Below are 15,372 nucleotides of genomic sequence, written 5' to 3'. Positions count from 1 at the left end.
AGCCGCACCGCCTTCGCATAGCCCGTCAGTTCCAGATACGCCCGTCCCACCTCCACACCTGCGCGACTCACCCGCACCGCACCTTCCCAGTACATCGTGCCCGTCGATTGTCTTGAATCGAGTTCCTGATCGTCCATCAGCGGATCAAGTCGCCACTTCAGCGCGCCGGTTTTGACGGTCATCGACACCGGATAGAATGTGTTCGTGCGCGGCGAGCGCCATGTGCGCAGCGGGGCAAAGTCCACCTCGCGGGCGCCGAACGTCGTCACCTCGCCGTCGGGTTTGCGCAATACGGCGTGCGTCCACACCGCGTGTCCATCGCGACCACGAACCTTGAATGCCATCAGCGCAGAGCCGTCGTCGAGGTTGGCGCCCAGCCAATCCCATCCCACTGCATCTGCGTCGAGCAGGGTGCTCGACCATTCGTGATCGAGCCACGCCATGCCCGTTACGGCAGTCTCTCCATGCGACACATTACCCGCCACAACCGGCCGAACCACGCTGCCAGTCACACGCAATTGCGGCTCACTGTAGTAATAGCTCGCCTGCTCAGGCCGCGGACCTTTGCGTGAATAGCCGCGTTCGCCCTGAATCAAAGGGGCTTGAGTCGGCGTCAACACGAGATGCAACGAGAAGCCGTTTGCATCGACACTGACGTCGTAATGACCGTCTGCGGCGCGAATCATTTTCCATGCGTCGAGTTTGACATCGGTATTGGCTGGCTTCGCGTAAGCGAGGCCGAAGCCCTGACGTGCAATGCGCTGATCATGGGCAAGATGGCCGAGCGCTGGATCGCTCACTGCGGCATGGGCGATGATCAATTGCGCCGGCGCGAAAGCGCTCGGGTCGGCGTCGTCATGGCCGGTTGCCGAGCGGAAGAAGGTGATCTGAAAACCCAGCGGCCGATTATCCGGCGTAGTGAGCCAACCCGTCGCGTACCACCACTCGGTGCGAAAACTCGCATGCGCGCCGCTGTCCTGTGGGAGGGCGATTGCATGGTCAGGTGTTACCGCGGCGAATTCAGGCACGGCGGCGAACGAGCTCGACACGGCCAGCGTCCCGACGGACAGCCATCCGAGAACCCACTTGCCTTTGCGCCGACGGGCCAGCCAGGAGGAGTCAAGGGACGGTTCGCATGACATCTCGCGTGCGATCACGCTGTTGTTGGACATGGCTTCACCGAAAGCTGGAAGTGCGACTCGCGTCGCACGCATCCGCAAGAGCAAGCAAGACCCTCCGCTGACGAGATCCAGGCGCGCTGCCGCCATAAGTCTGATCCGCCGCGCCAATTTGCGCGAGAGAACCCGCATCACCAATCCTCCTTCACGGCGCGCACGGCATCTACCGACACAGCGCCGCGTCCCGCTATCACCGCCGTCGAACACGACGAGGCCAGCATGACCAACGCGACGATCCCCAACACCGTCCACGGCACGTGCAGCGACATGCTCCAATGAAACGACTGCGGATTGACGACGAACACCAGGATCAGACTGATCGCGAAGCCCAGAACGAAGCCCATAGCAATGCCGCACGCGGTGAGCATGCCGCCTTCGAGCGCAAGGATGCCGAGCACCTGCGTGCGCGTCACGCCGACATGCCGCAGCATGCCGAACTCGCGGGCCCGTGCGAGCGTTTGCGCGGAAAACGTCGCCGCCACGCCGAACAACCCGATCACGATAGCGACTGCTTCGAGAAGATAAGTGACCGCAAAGCTGCGGTCGAAGATCACCAGCGTGCGCGCACGAATCTCGCCCGGCAGCGAGAGGTCCAGCGAAGCGCCGAAGGGCAGTGCGCGCAGCCCCTCGACAACCCGCTCGACGCTCGTCCCCGGTTGAACGGTGACGGCCACATCGGTTGCGTTCGTGTCGCCGGTCAAGCGCCGGTAATCGGCGAGACGTATCTGGATCGCGCCGGTCTGCCGCGCATAATCACGCCATACGCCGGCCACCACGAACACATGCCCACGCTCGCCAAGCGGCAATTGCACACGCTGGCCTGACTTATATCCATACAGATCGACCATTGCTTCGGATACCCAAACAGGTGTTTCTTCCGCGTGAAATTCGGAAGGTGGCAGCGCGGCGCCGGTCATCTGCAGATTCGCGCCGGGATCGGCGGCGTCGATCTCACGTGCGAGCAAGGCGACGTCGGGTCGCGCAGGGTCGAGCGCGAGACGCGAGATACGGGCAAAGGCGGCGGTCTTGATGCCGGGCACGGCTGCCAGCAGGGATTGTTCATCGGGCCGCAGACCGCCGGTATCGCCGTTTGGTGCTGCGCGGACATAGAGATCGGCGGAGAGCAGATGGACCAGCCAGTCTTCGACGGAAACGCGGAAACTGGCCACCATGATGGCCATCGCGACGATCAGCGCAAAGCTCGACAGCACGCCACCCATGGCGATCGAAGCGTGCCCCGGCGCATTCGCAAGACGCGCCAAAGCCAGCGTGCTGACCGCGCCAGTGCGGCGCCGCCTGGCAACGGTACGGCTCGCCGCGCCGAAGATGAGTGCGGTCACTCGCGGCATCAGTGCAATCCCGCCGACCAGCAGCAATGCGACGGCCACGTAGCCGCCAATCGGCGCATCGAACAACGGTGGCACCTGCGTGAGCGCGGCGGCGGCCAGCAGGCACAGCAAGGCGGGCCATGGTGTGGCGAGCCGCGCCAGCGCGCCTTCTTCCGCACCAGCCTTGAGGGCCGCGGCGGGCCGCGCACGCACGGCTTCCAGAGCGGGGGCAAGACTGCCCAATACCGACACGGCGAGTCCAAGGGCGAGAAACAATGCGCTCGCCAGCGGCTCGAAGCCGACTCGCGGCTGGACTCCGGGAAAGTAGCCTCCGCCCAGGTCACTGCCGAAAAAATGCAACGCGCCGCTCGCCATTGCGTAGCCGAGCGCGAGTCCCGCGAGTGAACCGAGCAGGCCGAGGAGTGCGCCTTCCATCAGAATCTGGCGCAGCAGTTGACCGCGCGTCAGTCCGAGCACACGCAACATGGCGAACTGCGCGCGGCGTCGCACGACGCTCAGTGCCTGCGTCGAAAACACGAGAAACGCGCCGGTGAACAACGCCACCAGCGCGAGAACGTTCATATTGATTCGATACGCGCGGGACAGGCGATCCGTGCGGCTTTCGGCGTCACGGGTTTCGGATACGACCCACTGGCTGCCAAGGCGCGCTTGCAGACCGCGCCTGAAGCGTTCCCTGTCGACGCCGCGTTCGAGTTGCACATCGACGCGCGACAGCTTGCCGATTCTGCCGAACTTCCACTGCGCGGCGGCGATATCCATGACCGCGAGCCGCTGACCGGGCCGTGTTCTGACAATGCCGCCTGCCACGCGCAAATGCACGATCGCCGTGCCGCTTCGCAGCGCCACTGTGTCGCCGATTTTCACGTTGAGCCACTGCTGGGCTGCCGACGAGAGAAACACGGTATCGGCCGCGAGCGTGTCGAATGGCCGATCCGGCGACGGCACACCGGTCAGATCGGGCGCAATCCGGCTTGCCTTGAACACGTCGATGCCGAGCACCGGCAGTGCCGCGCTCCGCTCGGGCACGGTGACATCGAGCGCGAGCACGGGGCTGGCCAGCGCGACACCGGGCGCGTTGGCGAGTTGCGGATAGATGGCTTCGTCCACCAGAGGTTGTGCGCCGCGCACCTGGAGATCGGCCTCGCCCGACAGGCTGCGGGCTGCCGCGGAGAATTCGTTGAAGGCCGCGCTGTTGATCAACTGCACGGCGTAACCGAGCGCGACGCCGAGCGCGATCGTTGCAATTGCAACCAGTGCGCGCCCGCGGTGACTGCGCCACTCGGCGCCCAGCAGCCAGCGCGCGAGGACACGGTGCCCTTGTCCGCGCAGCCGGGGACGCGGCGGTGAATCAGCGGACATCATCGGCGGAAGGCGCCGGGGAGCGGGAAGCGAAGGGCGCGGCTGACCGGGGCGAAGCGTGCAAGCCGCCGTCGCTCAGAATCAGGATGCGGTCCGCAACGGCCGCGGCGGCTTCCGAATGCGTCACCATGATCGTGGCCGCGCCGGTCGCCTTGCTCTGCGCGCGAAACAGGCCGAGCACGTCGTGCGCGGTGTCGGGGTCGAGGTTGCCCGTGGGCTCATCGGCGAGAATCAGCTTCGGACGATGCACGAGCGCTCGCGCGATCGCGACACGCTGCAATTCGCCGCCCGAGAGTTGGCGCGGGAAGTCATCACCGCGTCCGGTGAGGCCAACGGCCGCGAGCATATCGCGTGCGGCGGCAGCGGGCAGATCGTTGAGCAGGAGGGGCAGCGCCACGTTTTGCGCGAGCGTGAGGTGCGGCAACACGTGAAACGCCTGGAAGACAAAGCCGAGTTTTTGCCGGCGCAGGCGCGTTGCCGCGTTGTCGTCCAGACGCGAAACGGCGCTGCCGTCGATGATCACTTCGCCGCTATCCGCGCTGTCGAGACCTGCCACGAGATTGAGCAGCGTCGATTTGCCGACGCCGGAATCGCCCATGATCGCAACGAACTCACCGGGCGCGAGCGTGAAATCCAGATGCGCCAGCACGATGCGCCCGGCGCCATATGTCTTGCAGAGTCCGCGGCACTCGAGCGCGGGAACGACGCCTTCGTCACGAAGCAGCATGCGGTTTCCGAAAAGTGAGGCCGGCGAGGGCGGCTTCCAGACAGGCGGCCGACGCGCCGCACTCATGCACGATGATCGGCGCCTGAGCCGCCGAAGTATATTCGGCTTCTGTAAGCCACGCTGAAGCTTGCGGTTCGCGTCGCGACAGGCCCGGAAAGCAGGCAACCGGTCGGTGTGTCGATATTCTTCTGCGCGGCATGCCGGATTATTTAGAGTGACGGATCAAAAAATTTTTTGTCCACCGGTGGACAAAATTTTTTCCGGATGCTGGAAATTCACGTCCTCCGCACCCCGAGCGTAGGCATCTTCTATTCCACCCTCGAACACGTGCTGGAGCGCTACCGCAAAATTCAATAACGGGTTCTTATTTGCGCTCTTTTTCGCGTAAATTCGCCGCCCGACAGGCGTGCAAAAGGGTTTGTGCGTCTGCACATTTTTATCCATTTCGCAAGGGCGTGCGGAGCAACAATGCATTGCCAGCGCCGTTTCAGCGTTGTTGCGCTGCAAAAGTATTCTTATCTTGGTAATCTCCCACCCTCGGTCATTCGACTGCGGGTAAACGTGTAGCGGAAACCACCGCTTCGACGTCAATTTCAGCGAAACCAAGCCTACATTTCCATTTCAATGTCTTGCATTTTGAAGGCGTTGATACGGCGTTTTGTACTTCAAGTTTTTGACAGAGCACATGCCATTGCCTCTTCTTAGCCTTCTTATCTGGATCCCTATTGTCGCTGGCCTGGTCGTTTTGCGCGCCGGATCCGACGCGGCACGTGGTCGCACCCGGTGGCTCGCGCTGACCGGCGCGATTGCGGGTTTCCTGCCGGTGATTCCGCTGGTGTCGAATTTCCGCAACGACGTCACGTCGATGCAGTTCGTCGAGAACGTCAGGTGGTCGCCCACGTTCGATATCGCCTGGCACCTGGGCGTGGATGGGATTTCGCTGTGGCTCGTCGCGCTGACCGCGCTCACCACGATCATCATCGTGGTCGCCTCGTGGGAGTCGATCACCGAGCGGACCGCCCAGTACTTCGGCGCGTTCCTGATGCTGTCGGGTTTCATGCAAGGCGTTTTCGCGTCTCTCGACGGCATGCTGTTCTTCATCTCGTTCGAAGCCACGCTGATCCCGCTCTATCTGTTGATCGGCACCTGGGGACAATCGAACCGCTCGTATGCCGCGGTGAAATTCTTCTTCGTCTCGTTCCTCGGCTCGCTGATGATGCTGATGTCGATGCTGTATCTGTATAGCCAGACGCACAGCTTCGATCTCGCGCTGTGGCGTGAGACGCACCTGGGCACCTGGCCGCAGGTCCTGATCTTCCTCGGCTTTCTCGCCGCGTTCGGTGTGAAGGTGCCGATGTGGCCGCTGCACACGTGGCTGCCGGACGTCCACCTCGACGGTCCGACCGGCGCTGCGGTGATGATCGGCATGCTGAAGCTGGGCGGCTACGGTCTGCTGCGTTTCGCGCTGCCTATCGCACCGCAGGCCAGCCACTTCTTCGCGCCGATGATGATCACGCTCTCGCTGGTCGCCGTGATCTATGCGAGCCTGCTGGCACTCGTGCAAACCGACATGCGCCGTCTGCTCGCGTATTCGACGGTTGCGCACATGGGTCTCGTCACGCTCGGCCTGTTCGTGTTCAACCGTATCGGCCAGGCCGGCGCGATCGTGCAGATGCTGTCGTACGGCGTGGTGTCCGGCGCCATGCTGCTGTGCACGGGCATGCTCTACGACCGCACGAAGACCGCGTCGATCGCCGAGTACGGCGGCGTCGCCAACACCATGCCGCGCTTCGCTGCTTTCGTGATGCTGTTCTCCATGGCCAACATCGGCCTGCCCGGCACGTCGGGCTTTGTCGGCGAGTTCATGGTGCTGATGGGCGCGATCCGCTTCAATTTCTGGATCGGCGCAATGGCCGCTTCGACCTTGATTCTGAGCGCGGCTTACACGTTGTGGATGTATAAGCGCGTGATCTTCGGCGCGATCGCTAACGCGCGCGTAGCGAACCTCAAGGATCTCGGCACGCGCGAATTCGTGCTGCTCGGCGCGATGGCATTGCTGGTGCTCGCGATCGGTATCAATCCGAAGCCGTTCACCGACGCGATCGATCCGTCGGTCGGCACGCTGCTGGCTCAATCGGAGCGCTCGGTTCATCCGTCGGAGACTGCGCCTGCTGAAGGCGACGAGCATCTGCAGGCGGCGGCGCCGGCACTCGTGTCTTCGAAGACGCGCTCGCCGGGCTGATTGACGGGCGACTTCGCAGTTGCAGCATTCGCCGGGCGAATGTTTGCTTGGCCGTTGCGTGTTTGTTCTTTCTGCATCAAGTCTCTATGTGTATCATGCGCGGCGCGGCCATTCAGGCCGCGTCGCTTTTTGTTCGTTTTAGTGCTTGTTTATAGGGGTGTTTTGATTCGCGGATTTCCCGATGCTCTGCAACGGAGCATCGCAACCGTTCAGCTGCGCAACAGGTGTGCGGCAACGTGTCGCACGGTATTGCGGCGCAATAGATCGTTGCAAAAATGAGGGTTTATCGCGGCAAATCGTCACTCTATTATGCGAGCGCTTACTATTGGGAGAGCGGTCGAATGACGTTCGTTGATGCCGTAAAGAAGAGGCCATGCTTATGAAAGGAAAGACTCTGCGAGGGTCGTTAAGTTTCCTTTCCGCCGGCCTCGTGTTGTTGCTCTCGGGTTGCAGCAACCTCGATATTTTGAATCCGAAGGGGAGTGTGGGTCTGGCGGAACGTGAGCTGATTGCCACGTCCACCTGGGCCATGCTGATCGTGGTCGTTCCGGTGATCGCGCTGACGCTGCTGTTCGCGTGGCGTTACCGCGCGTCGAACAAGAACGCGGAATACCGTCCGGGTTGGGTGCATTCCACGGGTATCGAAATCGCCATCTGGACGATTCCGACGCTGATCATTCTGTTCCTCGCCGTGTTGACGTGGAAAACCACGCACGAACTCGATCCGTATAAGCCGCTCGAGTCGAACGTGAAGCCGATCAACGTCGAAGTCGTCGCGCTCGACTGGAAGTGGCTGTTCATCTATCCGGACCTCGGTATCGCGTCGGTGAACCAGCTGGCGTTCCCGGTCGGCACGCCGGTGAACTTCGTGATCACGTCGGACACGGTAATGAACTCGTTCTTCATTCCGCAACTCGGCGGCCAGATCTACGCAATGGCGGGTATGCAAACGCGTCTGCATCTGATCGCGGACGAAGCCGGCGACTACGCGGGCACCGCGGCGAACTTCAGCGGCAAGGGCTTCTCGGACATGAAATTCCGTGCGCTCGCCACGACGCCTGAAGGATTCAACGCGTGGGTTGCGAAAGTGCGCGCTTCGTCGGACAACCTCAGCATGGACCGTTATCAGACGGTATCCGCGCCGACCGAGAAGGAGCCTGTGCGCTATTTCTCCACGGTCGATCCGAAGCTCTTTCACAACATCATTGCCCGATACAACAACGGTAACGTCCTCGACAACATGAAGGACGCCAACTGTGCGCCAAAGGGTAAGGGGTAACGCATGTTCGGCAAACTCTCACTAGACTCGATTCCGTACCACGAGCCGATCATCATGGTGACGGCCGTGATGATCGCCCTCGGCGGTGCGACGGTCCTGGGTCTGATCACCTATTTCGGCAAGTGGCGCTATCTGTGGACCGAGTGGCTCACGTCGGTGGACCACAAGAAGCTTGGCGTGATGTACATCGTGGTCGCGCTGATCATGCTGTTCCGCGGCTTTGCTGACGCGATCATGATGCGTCTGCAACAGGCGCTCGCTTATGCGAACCCGGGCTACCTGCCGCCGCATCACTACGACCAGGTGTTCACGGCGCACGGCGTCATCATGATTTTCTTCATGGCGATGGCTTTCATGATCGGCCTGATGAACATCATCGTGCCGCTGCAGATCGGCGCACGCGACGTCGCGTTCCCGTTCATCAACTCGCTCTCGTTCTGGATGACCGCGGTCAGCGCGATCCTGATCAACATCTCGCTCGTGATCGGTGAATTCGCGCAAACCGGCTGGCTGGCTTATCCGCCGCTCTCCGAATTGCAGTTCAGTCCGGGTGTCGGGGTCGACTATTACCTGTGGAGCTTGCAGCTCTCCGGTATCGGCACCTTGCTGACCGGCGTGAACTTCTTCGCGACTATCGTGAAGATGCGCGCACCGGGCATGACGTTCATGAAGATGCCGGTGTTCACGTGGACCGCGCTTTGCACCAACGTACTGATCATGGCGTCGTTCCCGATTCTGACCGTGACGCTCGCGTTGCTGGGTCTGGATCGCTACCTCGGCATGCACTTCTTCACGAACGACGGTGGCGGCAACGCCATGATGTACCTCAACCTGATCTGGGCATGGGGTCACCCCGAGGTGTACATCCTGATCCTGCCGGCGTTCGGTATTTTCTCGGAAGTCGTGGCGACCTTCGCGAAGAAGCCGCTGTTCGGCTACAAGACGATGGTGTGGGCGACTTGCGCGATCATGGTGCTGTCGTTCCTCGTGTGGCTGCATCACTTCTTCACGATGGGTTCGGGCGCGGACGTCAACGCGTTCTTCGGTATCGCCACCATGGTGATTGCGATTCCGACCGGCGTGAAAGTGTTCAACTGGCTGTTTACGATCTACAAGGGCCGTCTGACATTTACGCCGCCGATCCTGTGGACCATCGGTTTCATGATTACCTTCACGATCGGCGGTATGACCGGCGTGATGATGGCAATCCCGGGCGCGGACTTCGTGCTGCACAACAGCCTGTTCCTGATTGCTCACTTCCACAACGTGATCATTGGTGGCGTGCTGTTCGGTTATCTGGCCGGTTTCAACTACTGGTTCCCGAAGGCGTTCGGTTTCAAGCTGAACGAAAAGCTGGGCAAGGCATCGTTCTGGTTCTGGCAGATCGGCTTCTGGGTGGCGTTCACGCCGCTGTACGTGCTCGGCTTCATGGGCATGACGCGCCGTATCAACCACTATGACAACCCGCTGTGGCACCCGTGGCTGATTCTGGCCGCTGGTGGAGCTGCGCTGATCGCTATCGGTATCGCGTTGCAGGTGTTGCAGATCGTCGTCAGCATTCGCGACCGCAATCTGCCGCAGAATCGCGACGTCACGGGCGATCCGTGGGACGGTCACACGCTGGAATGGGCAATGAGCTCGCCGCCGCCGGTCTATAACTTCGCGATCATTCCGACGGTGCACAAGCTCGACGCGTTCACCGACATGAAGTCGCGCAAGGGTAAGGAAGCGAAGCCGGTGTACCGCGACATTCATATGCCGTCGAATACGTCGGCGGGTGTGATTGCCGGTCTGTTCTCGCTGGTGCTCGGTTTCGCCGCTGTCTGGCACATCTGGTGGCTCGCGATCGTCGGCCTGGTCGGCGCGGTCGGCACCGTGATCGTCTACAGCTTCCAGAAGAACGAAGGCTATTACATCCCGGCCGCTACGGTCGCGGAGATCGAAGAGAAACGCTCTGGCGCTGGTGCGCGGGTCGCGTTGGAGGTGGAGTGATGTTAACCAAGACTATTGATGCCGGCTCGCATCACGACGCGGACCACGTGCCGTCGCAATCGGTGTTCGGTTTCTGGCTGTACCTGATGACCGACTGCATCATCTTCGCGGCGCTGTTCGCCGTGTTCGCGGTGATGAGCCACCAGTTCGCGGGCGGCCCGAGCGGCAAGGATCTGTTCGAGATTCCAGGCGTCGCGCTCGAAACGACGATGCTGCTTCTGAGCAGCATTACGTACGGCTTCGCGATGCTCGGCGCGCACAAGAAGCGCAAGGGCGTGTTGCTGTTCTGGCTCGCCGTGACCTTCCTGCTCGGTCTCACGTTTCTCGTGCTGGAACTGCGCGAGTTCTCGCACCTGATCGCCGAAGGCGCCGGCCCGAGCCGCAGCGCGTTCCTGTCGTCGTTCTTCACGCTGGTCGGCACGCACGGTTTGCACGTCACGTGCGGCCTGATCTGGATGGTGGTGCTCGCCATTCAGGTGATCAGCCATCGCGACCTGACCGAACGCGACATGATTCGCCTGACGTGCCTGAGCCTTTTCTGGCACTTTCTGGACGTCGTGTGGATCGGCGTCTTCACCTTTGTCTATCTTGCGAGCGTGATCTAAATGGACCATAGCCATAACGCACACGCAGGCGAAAGTCACGGCAGCCTCGGCAGCTATACGACGGGTTTCATTCTCTCCGTCATTCTGACGGTCGCGGCTTTCGGCCTCGTCATGACGGGGACGTTGACGGGCGAGCATGCGTTGCTCGCGATTGCGGGCCTCGCGTTCGTGCAGATCGTCGTGCACCTGATCTTCTTCCTGCACATGAATACGTCGTCCGAGCAGCGCTGGAATGTGATGGCGTTTGCCTTCACGGTGCTCACCGCGATCATCGTGATCGGCGGCACGTTGTGGGTCATGCACAACGTCAGCATGCACATGATGTCCCGCTAGACCGATAGTTGGATCGATCGGAAAGAAACCCCGCAAGGCGAAAGTCTTGCGGGGTTTTTTGTCGTGGCGGGCGCAAGCGCGATATCCATTCGGGCGGCCCGGACGATTGACCGGACCCGTCAACCCGCGTTAGCATCGTTTCCATGAACGCTACTCTCCTTTCCCGTCCGCATTCTTTGCGCGCATGCTGTTACGGCCTGCCGAGGGGAGCTTGCGTCTAGCGAGTCGATCTGCACACGTCCGTATCCCTGAGGCCACCCGTCACACGACCGGTGGCCTTTTTGCTTTTGAACACGCTTGACCACCCAGTGCCGGGAGGAATCTCATGCCGCTTCGTCTGTACGACACCTGGTCGCGCGCCGTGCGCGAATTCACGCCGATTCATCCCGATCATGTCGGCTTGTATGGTTGCGGGCCGACCGTGTACGACCACGCGCATATCGGCAATCTCCGGACCTACGTGTTCGAAGACGTGCTACGGCGCGCGTTGATGCTCGACGGCTATACCGTGAGACATGTGGTCAACATCACCGACGTCGGCCATCTGGTTTCCGATGCGGATGAAGGCGAAGACAAGATGGAGAAGGGCAGCCGCCGCACCGGCGAGTCGGCCTGGACGATCGCCGCGCGGTACACGGCGGCGTTCATGAACGACTGGCGCGCGCTCAACCTTCTGGAGCCTGCCGTCTGGTGCCGCGCGACCGATCACATCGCCGAACAGATCGACTTTATCGCGGATCTCGAACGCAACGGGTACACGTATCGCACTCTCGACGGCATCTATTTCGACACGAGCCGGCAGGATGATTACGGCTATCTGGCGCGTCTGAACGTGGCGGGCTTGCAGGCGGGCAAACGTGTTGCTTCTGGCGAAAAACGGCACGCGACCGACTTCGCGCTATGGAAGTTCAGCCCGCCCGGCGCCGCCCGTCAAATGGAGTGGGAGAGCCCGTGGGGGCGCGGTTTTCCCGGCTGGCATATCGAGTGCTCGGCGATGTCCGCGAAATATCTGGGGCCGTGGTTCGACATTCATTGCGGCGGCGAAGATCACATTCCCGTGCATCACAGCAACGAGATCGCGCAGACCCAGGCACGCCACGGCACGCGCCTTGCCAACTTCTGGATGCACGGCCATTTCCTTTTGCTGGACGCGGGCAGGATGTCGAAGTCGAGCGGCGATTTCGTGCGCTTGCAGACGTTGATCGAACGCGGCAACGATCCGCTCGCATACCGCTATCTATGTCTTGGGGCGCACTACCGAAGCAGCCTGCGTTTCAACGAAGCCGCGCTGGACGCCGCGCAAGCCGCGTTGGACCGTTTGCGCAGAACCTATGTGAAATGGCCGCAAGGCGGCACACCGGACGCCCAAAGCGTCGCGCGCTTCAAGGCCGAGGTCGATTGCGATCTGAACCTGCCGCGCGCGCTCGCGGTGTTATGGGATGTGGTCAGAAGCGATCTGCCGGCGGCGACGCGAAGGGCGACCGTCGATCGCTTCGATGCCGTGCTCGGACTGGGTCTCGCCGACTGGCGAGACGATGATGCGTTGGAGATTCCCGCGGATATGGCGGCCTTGGCGGACGAACGCGCAAAAGCACGCGCGGCGAAGCAATGGGCCGAAGCAGACCGTTTGCGTGAGGTGTTGATGGCCGGCGGCTGGCTGGTCGAAGACAGTGCAAGCGGCCAGACACTGAGGCAGCGAGACAGGAGCCGATAGCGCGTCAGGCGGCGTGACGGAGGCGCTCAGACTCGCGCACTCGCCACGCCACGGCGCAGGCTTTCCACGCCGCTTCCATCGGGCCGTGCCGGCGCATTACAGCGGCACGATGGTCGGTTCCGAATGCGACGGCAGCTTGCCAAACGGGAAGTAGACCGGTCCGCAGCCGGGATGAACCGGCGGACACGGATTCCAACCGCGTCGAACGAACACCGGCTGCAATTCGCCGGGGCACACGGACGGCGCTTCACGAGTCAGGCAAGCCATGCCGCCGCGAATGGATAGCGACGCCGCACGGTCGAGTTCTTCGGTACGGGCCAGGTCTTTGAGGACGAGCGTTTTCATGGTGGATCTCCAACGGAGTGAGTGGATCGAAGAGAGCGGTGATTGCCGCACTCAAGCCGATCGATTGCACACACCGTGCCATCGGCGGCAAAGCGGCGTGCCGCGTGCGTCTGCGCGATCTTTCGAGGCATGTGTGATGGAAGCCGGCCAACTGGCTGCAGGCCGGTGTCGGCGGTTCGCCGACTTCTGTTGGCGAGGCGTACGGGCGTGAAGCCCGCGGAAAATCACGGCACAATAGACCGCCACCATGAGCCGTGCGCATGGCGCGCGCAGTTCACCGATTTTCGTCAGCAAGGTAGGGAGAACCCATGAGCCAGCTCAAAGCCGTCGAGTATTCCGCGGCGTCGCCGGAAGTCAAAGCCGTCTACGACGATATCAAACAGACCCGTCAGGTCGAGGACGTCAACAATTTCTGGAAGTACATCGCCCAACATCCGCCTACGCTCGCGCGCACGTGGGACAGTCTGAAGGATGTGATGGCGCCCGGAGCACTCGATCCGCTGATCAAGGAACTGCTCTACGTCGCGGTGAGCGTGACGAACAACTGCGGCTACTGCGTGGCGAGCCACACGGCGGCCGCGCGCCGCGCCGGCATGACCGACGAGATGTTCGGCGAATTGCTCGCGGTAGTGGGCATGGCCAACGAAACAAACCGGCTCGCGGTGGGCTACCGCGTGCCGATCGATCCGGCGTTCGAGTAGCCGCCGCAGTCAGCGCGAGACGCTGCGCCATCCCGCGAGCAAGGCGGGAAGCTCGGCCATGTCCCTGAACACGTGCACGGCACCGGCGCCGTGCAACGCGGTCGCGCTGCTGTGGCCGAGTTCGACCGGGCAATAGCCGAACACCGTGGCGCCCGCTGCAACCCCCGCCGTCGCGCCCGTCACGGTATCTTCGACCACGGCACAGCGCGCCGCGTCCACGCCAAGACCCGCGGCCGCGGCGAGGTACACATCGGGATAGGGCTTGCTGCGGGGCATTTCGTGGCCGCTGAAAATGCGTCCTTCGAAGCAATCGAGTATCCCGGCCTTCACGAGTTGCAGTTCCACCTTGATCCGGTCCGCGCCGGATGCGACCGCGATGCGTCCATCGAGCGACGCATGCAACTCGCGCACAGCCAGAGGCGCGCCGGAAATCGCGCTCAGTTCGAGATCCAGCGCCGCATTGCGGCGCGCGCGAAACTGCATGAGCCAGTCAGTCGTGATCGCAAAGCCGGTGCGCGCTTCGATCAGCGCGGCTTCGTCCCTGACGGCTTTGCCGACGAAAATACGCATCGTCTCTTTGACGCTCAATGGCCAGCCGAGCTCGCCGAGCATTTCGGTGAGCACACGGTTGGTGATGGGTTCGGAATCGACGAGCACGCCGTCGCAGTCGAAGAGTACGGCGTCGAAAGGGAAATCGGCCATCGGGCAGGGGAGGTGCAGAGGTTGCGGAACCGGCAAGGATACCTCACCGGCTCGCGCGCCTTACCGAAGGCATCGTTTTTTATTCATTTGCATAACGCTTGCTGTCGTTCTGCTGACGCCGCAAGCGATGCGCGAACGGCTGCGACTCTGCGTCTCGCGTCTCAGCGCAAGTTTTCGCGCATCCTTCTTCCCTTTTGAATTTTTCAAACGACGCGCAGCGACGGGTTTTTCCCGCCGCTGCGTTCAAGAAGAAACGAAGCCGCTTGCGGCCTCGGCTTTCATGGGAGAAACCAGCATGACATCCACCAAACCCGTTCGTCTTCTTACCTCCGTGCTGACGGCCGCGCTGACGTGCGCCGCCACGCTCACGGCCGCGCCGGCCTTCGCGCAGGCGGTGATCGTCGCGCCGATGGCGCCGCCGCCGCCTCGCGTGGAAGTGGTACCGGCACCGCGCGCCGGTTATGTATGGGATCAAGGCCGCTGGCGTTGGGATCAGGGGCGGTATGTCTGGGTGCCCGGCCACTGGCAGGCGGTGCGCGTCGGCTATCACTGGGTGCCTGGGCATTGGGTGCAGCGCGGTCCCAACTGGCGTTGGATCGAAGGCCACTGGGCATGACCTGCTAGCGGCCCTGCGCTCGACGTTCCGTGACGTGCTGCATCCCTTACTCAGGCGGATCGCTATGAAAACGCTCCTGACAATGCTGCTGGCGGCCATGCTTGCCGGCTGCGTGGTGTACCCCGCGCGGCCGGCCTACTATCGGCCGGCGGTCGTCGTATATTGACCATGGACGGGTACGGCAAGACGCCGTCTCCGCGATCCGCGCGCGCTGTTCGATCAGGTGCGCG

Annotated in this window: 14 protein-coding genes; 8 read left to right on the top strand and 6 right to left on the bottom strand. The window is 62.2% G+C overall.

Annotated features, from left to right (window positions below):
* The 4 genes from P0D70_RS30920 to P0D70_RS30905 form a co-directional block, all read right to left on the bottom strand.
* The coding region (locus P0D70_RS30920; protein ID WP_408187270.1) for a lipocalin-like domain-containing protein at positions 1-1,172 on the bottom strand (1,172 nt) is incomplete at its 3' end.
* A 137-nt stretch (positions 1,173-1,309) separates the two neighbouring features.
* Positions 1,310-3,886 (bottom strand): FtsX-like permease family protein, encoded by a 2,577-nt coding sequence (locus P0D70_RS30915; protein WP_408187272.1) that lies wholly within the window; start codon positions 3,884-3,886, stop codon positions 1,310-1,312.
* Entirely contained in the window at positions 3,876-4,613 is a 738-nt protein-coding gene (locus P0D70_RS30910) for an ABC transporter ATP-binding protein (RefSeq protein WP_408187269.1), read from the bottom strand. Before P0D70_RS30910 ends, P0D70_RS30915 begins: the two co-directional genes overlap by 11 nt.
* 222 nt (positions 4,614-4,835) lie before the next feature.
* A complete protein-coding gene (locus tag P0D70_RS30905) occupies positions 4,836-5,219 on the bottom strand; it encodes a hypothetical protein (RefSeq protein ID WP_408187268.1) in 384 nt (127 codons plus the stop codon).
* 79 nt (positions 5,220-5,298) lie between these two features.
* Here P0D70_RS30905 and P0D70_RS30900 point away from each other — a divergent pair, with 79 nt between their 5' ends.
* The 6 genes from P0D70_RS30900 (at position 5,299) to cysS (ending at position 12,778) form a co-directional block, all read left to right on the top strand.
* Positions 5,299-6,855, top strand: coding sequence for a complex I subunit 4 family protein (locus tag P0D70_RS30900; RefSeq protein WP_408187267.1), 1,557 nt, complete (start codon positions 5,299-5,301; stop codon positions 6,853-6,855).
* A gap of 379 nt (positions 6,856-7,234) precedes the next feature.
* Positions 7,235-8,134 (top strand): ubiquinol oxidase subunit II, encoded by a 900-nt coding sequence (cyoA, locus tag P0D70_RS30895; protein ID WP_091808717.1) that lies wholly within the window; start codon positions 7,235-7,237, stop codon positions 8,132-8,134.
* Between the two features lie 3 nt (positions 8,135-8,137).
* On the top strand, positions 8,138-10,126 hold the full coding sequence (gene cyoB / locus P0D70_RS30890) for a cytochrome o ubiquinol oxidase subunit I (protein ID WP_091801630.1): 1,989 nt from the start codon (positions 8,138-8,140) through the stop codon (positions 10,124-10,126).
* Positions 10,126-10,731 carry a cytochrome o ubiquinol oxidase subunit III gene (cyoC, locus tag P0D70_RS30885; protein ID WP_091801627.1) on the top strand — a complete coding sequence of 202 codons (606 nt, stop codon included), beginning with the start codon at positions 10,126-10,128 and terminating at the stop codon, positions 10,729-10,731. The genes cyoB and cyoC overlap by 1 nt, the downstream gene beginning before the upstream one ends.
* Positions 10,732-11,064 (top strand): cytochrome o ubiquinol oxidase subunit IV, encoded by a 333-nt coding sequence (cyoD, locus tag P0D70_RS30880; RefSeq protein WP_408187266.1) that lies wholly within the window; start codon positions 10,732-10,734, stop codon positions 11,062-11,064.
* A 325-nt stretch (positions 11,065-11,389) separates the two neighbouring features.
* Positions 11,390-12,778, top strand: a complete 1,389-nt coding sequence (gene cysS / locus P0D70_RS30875) for a cysteine--tRNA ligase (protein ID WP_408187265.1) — start codon at positions 11,390-11,392, stop codon at positions 12,776-12,778.
* Between the two features lie 96 nt (positions 12,779-12,874).
* Here cysS and P0D70_RS30870 read toward each other — a convergent pair whose 3' ends face one another.
* Positions 12,875-13,123, bottom strand: a complete 249-nt coding sequence (locus P0D70_RS30870; RefSeq protein WP_408187264.1) for a hypothetical protein — start codon at positions 13,121-13,123, stop codon at positions 12,875-12,877.
* 308 nt (positions 13,124-13,431) lie between these two features.
* Between P0D70_RS30870 and P0D70_RS30865 the strand changes: the two genes are divergently transcribed.
* Positions 13,432-13,824 (top strand): carboxymuconolactone decarboxylase family protein, encoded by a 393-nt coding sequence (locus tag P0D70_RS30865; protein ID WP_091801615.1) that lies wholly within the window; start codon positions 13,432-13,434, stop codon positions 13,822-13,824.
* A 9-nt stretch (positions 13,825-13,833) separates the two neighbouring features.
* On the opposite strand, the gene P0D70_RS30860 is transcribed toward P0D70_RS30865, so the two are convergent.
* Entirely contained in the window at positions 13,834-14,526 is a 693-nt protein-coding gene (locus tag P0D70_RS30860) for an HAD family hydrolase (RefSeq protein ID WP_408187263.1), read from the bottom strand.
* Between the two features lie 295 nt (positions 14,527-14,821).
* Here P0D70_RS30860 and P0D70_RS30855 point away from each other — a divergent pair, with 295 nt between their 5' ends.
* Positions 14,822-15,142, top strand: a complete 321-nt coding sequence (locus P0D70_RS30855; protein WP_091808714.1) for a YXWGXW repeat-containing protein — start codon at positions 14,822-14,824, stop codon at positions 15,140-15,142.
* The last annotated feature ends 230 nt before the right edge of the window (positions 15,143-15,372 follow it).

Origin of the sequence: Paraburkholderia sp. RL17-381-BIF-C (assembly GCF_046026435.1) — a bacterium.
Lineage (GTDB): Bacteria > Pseudomonadota > Gammaproteobacteria > Burkholderiales > Burkholderiaceae > Paraburkholderia.
Note: the sequence above shows the minus strand (reverse complement) of the source record. Positions and strands in the feature narration are given on the sequence as shown.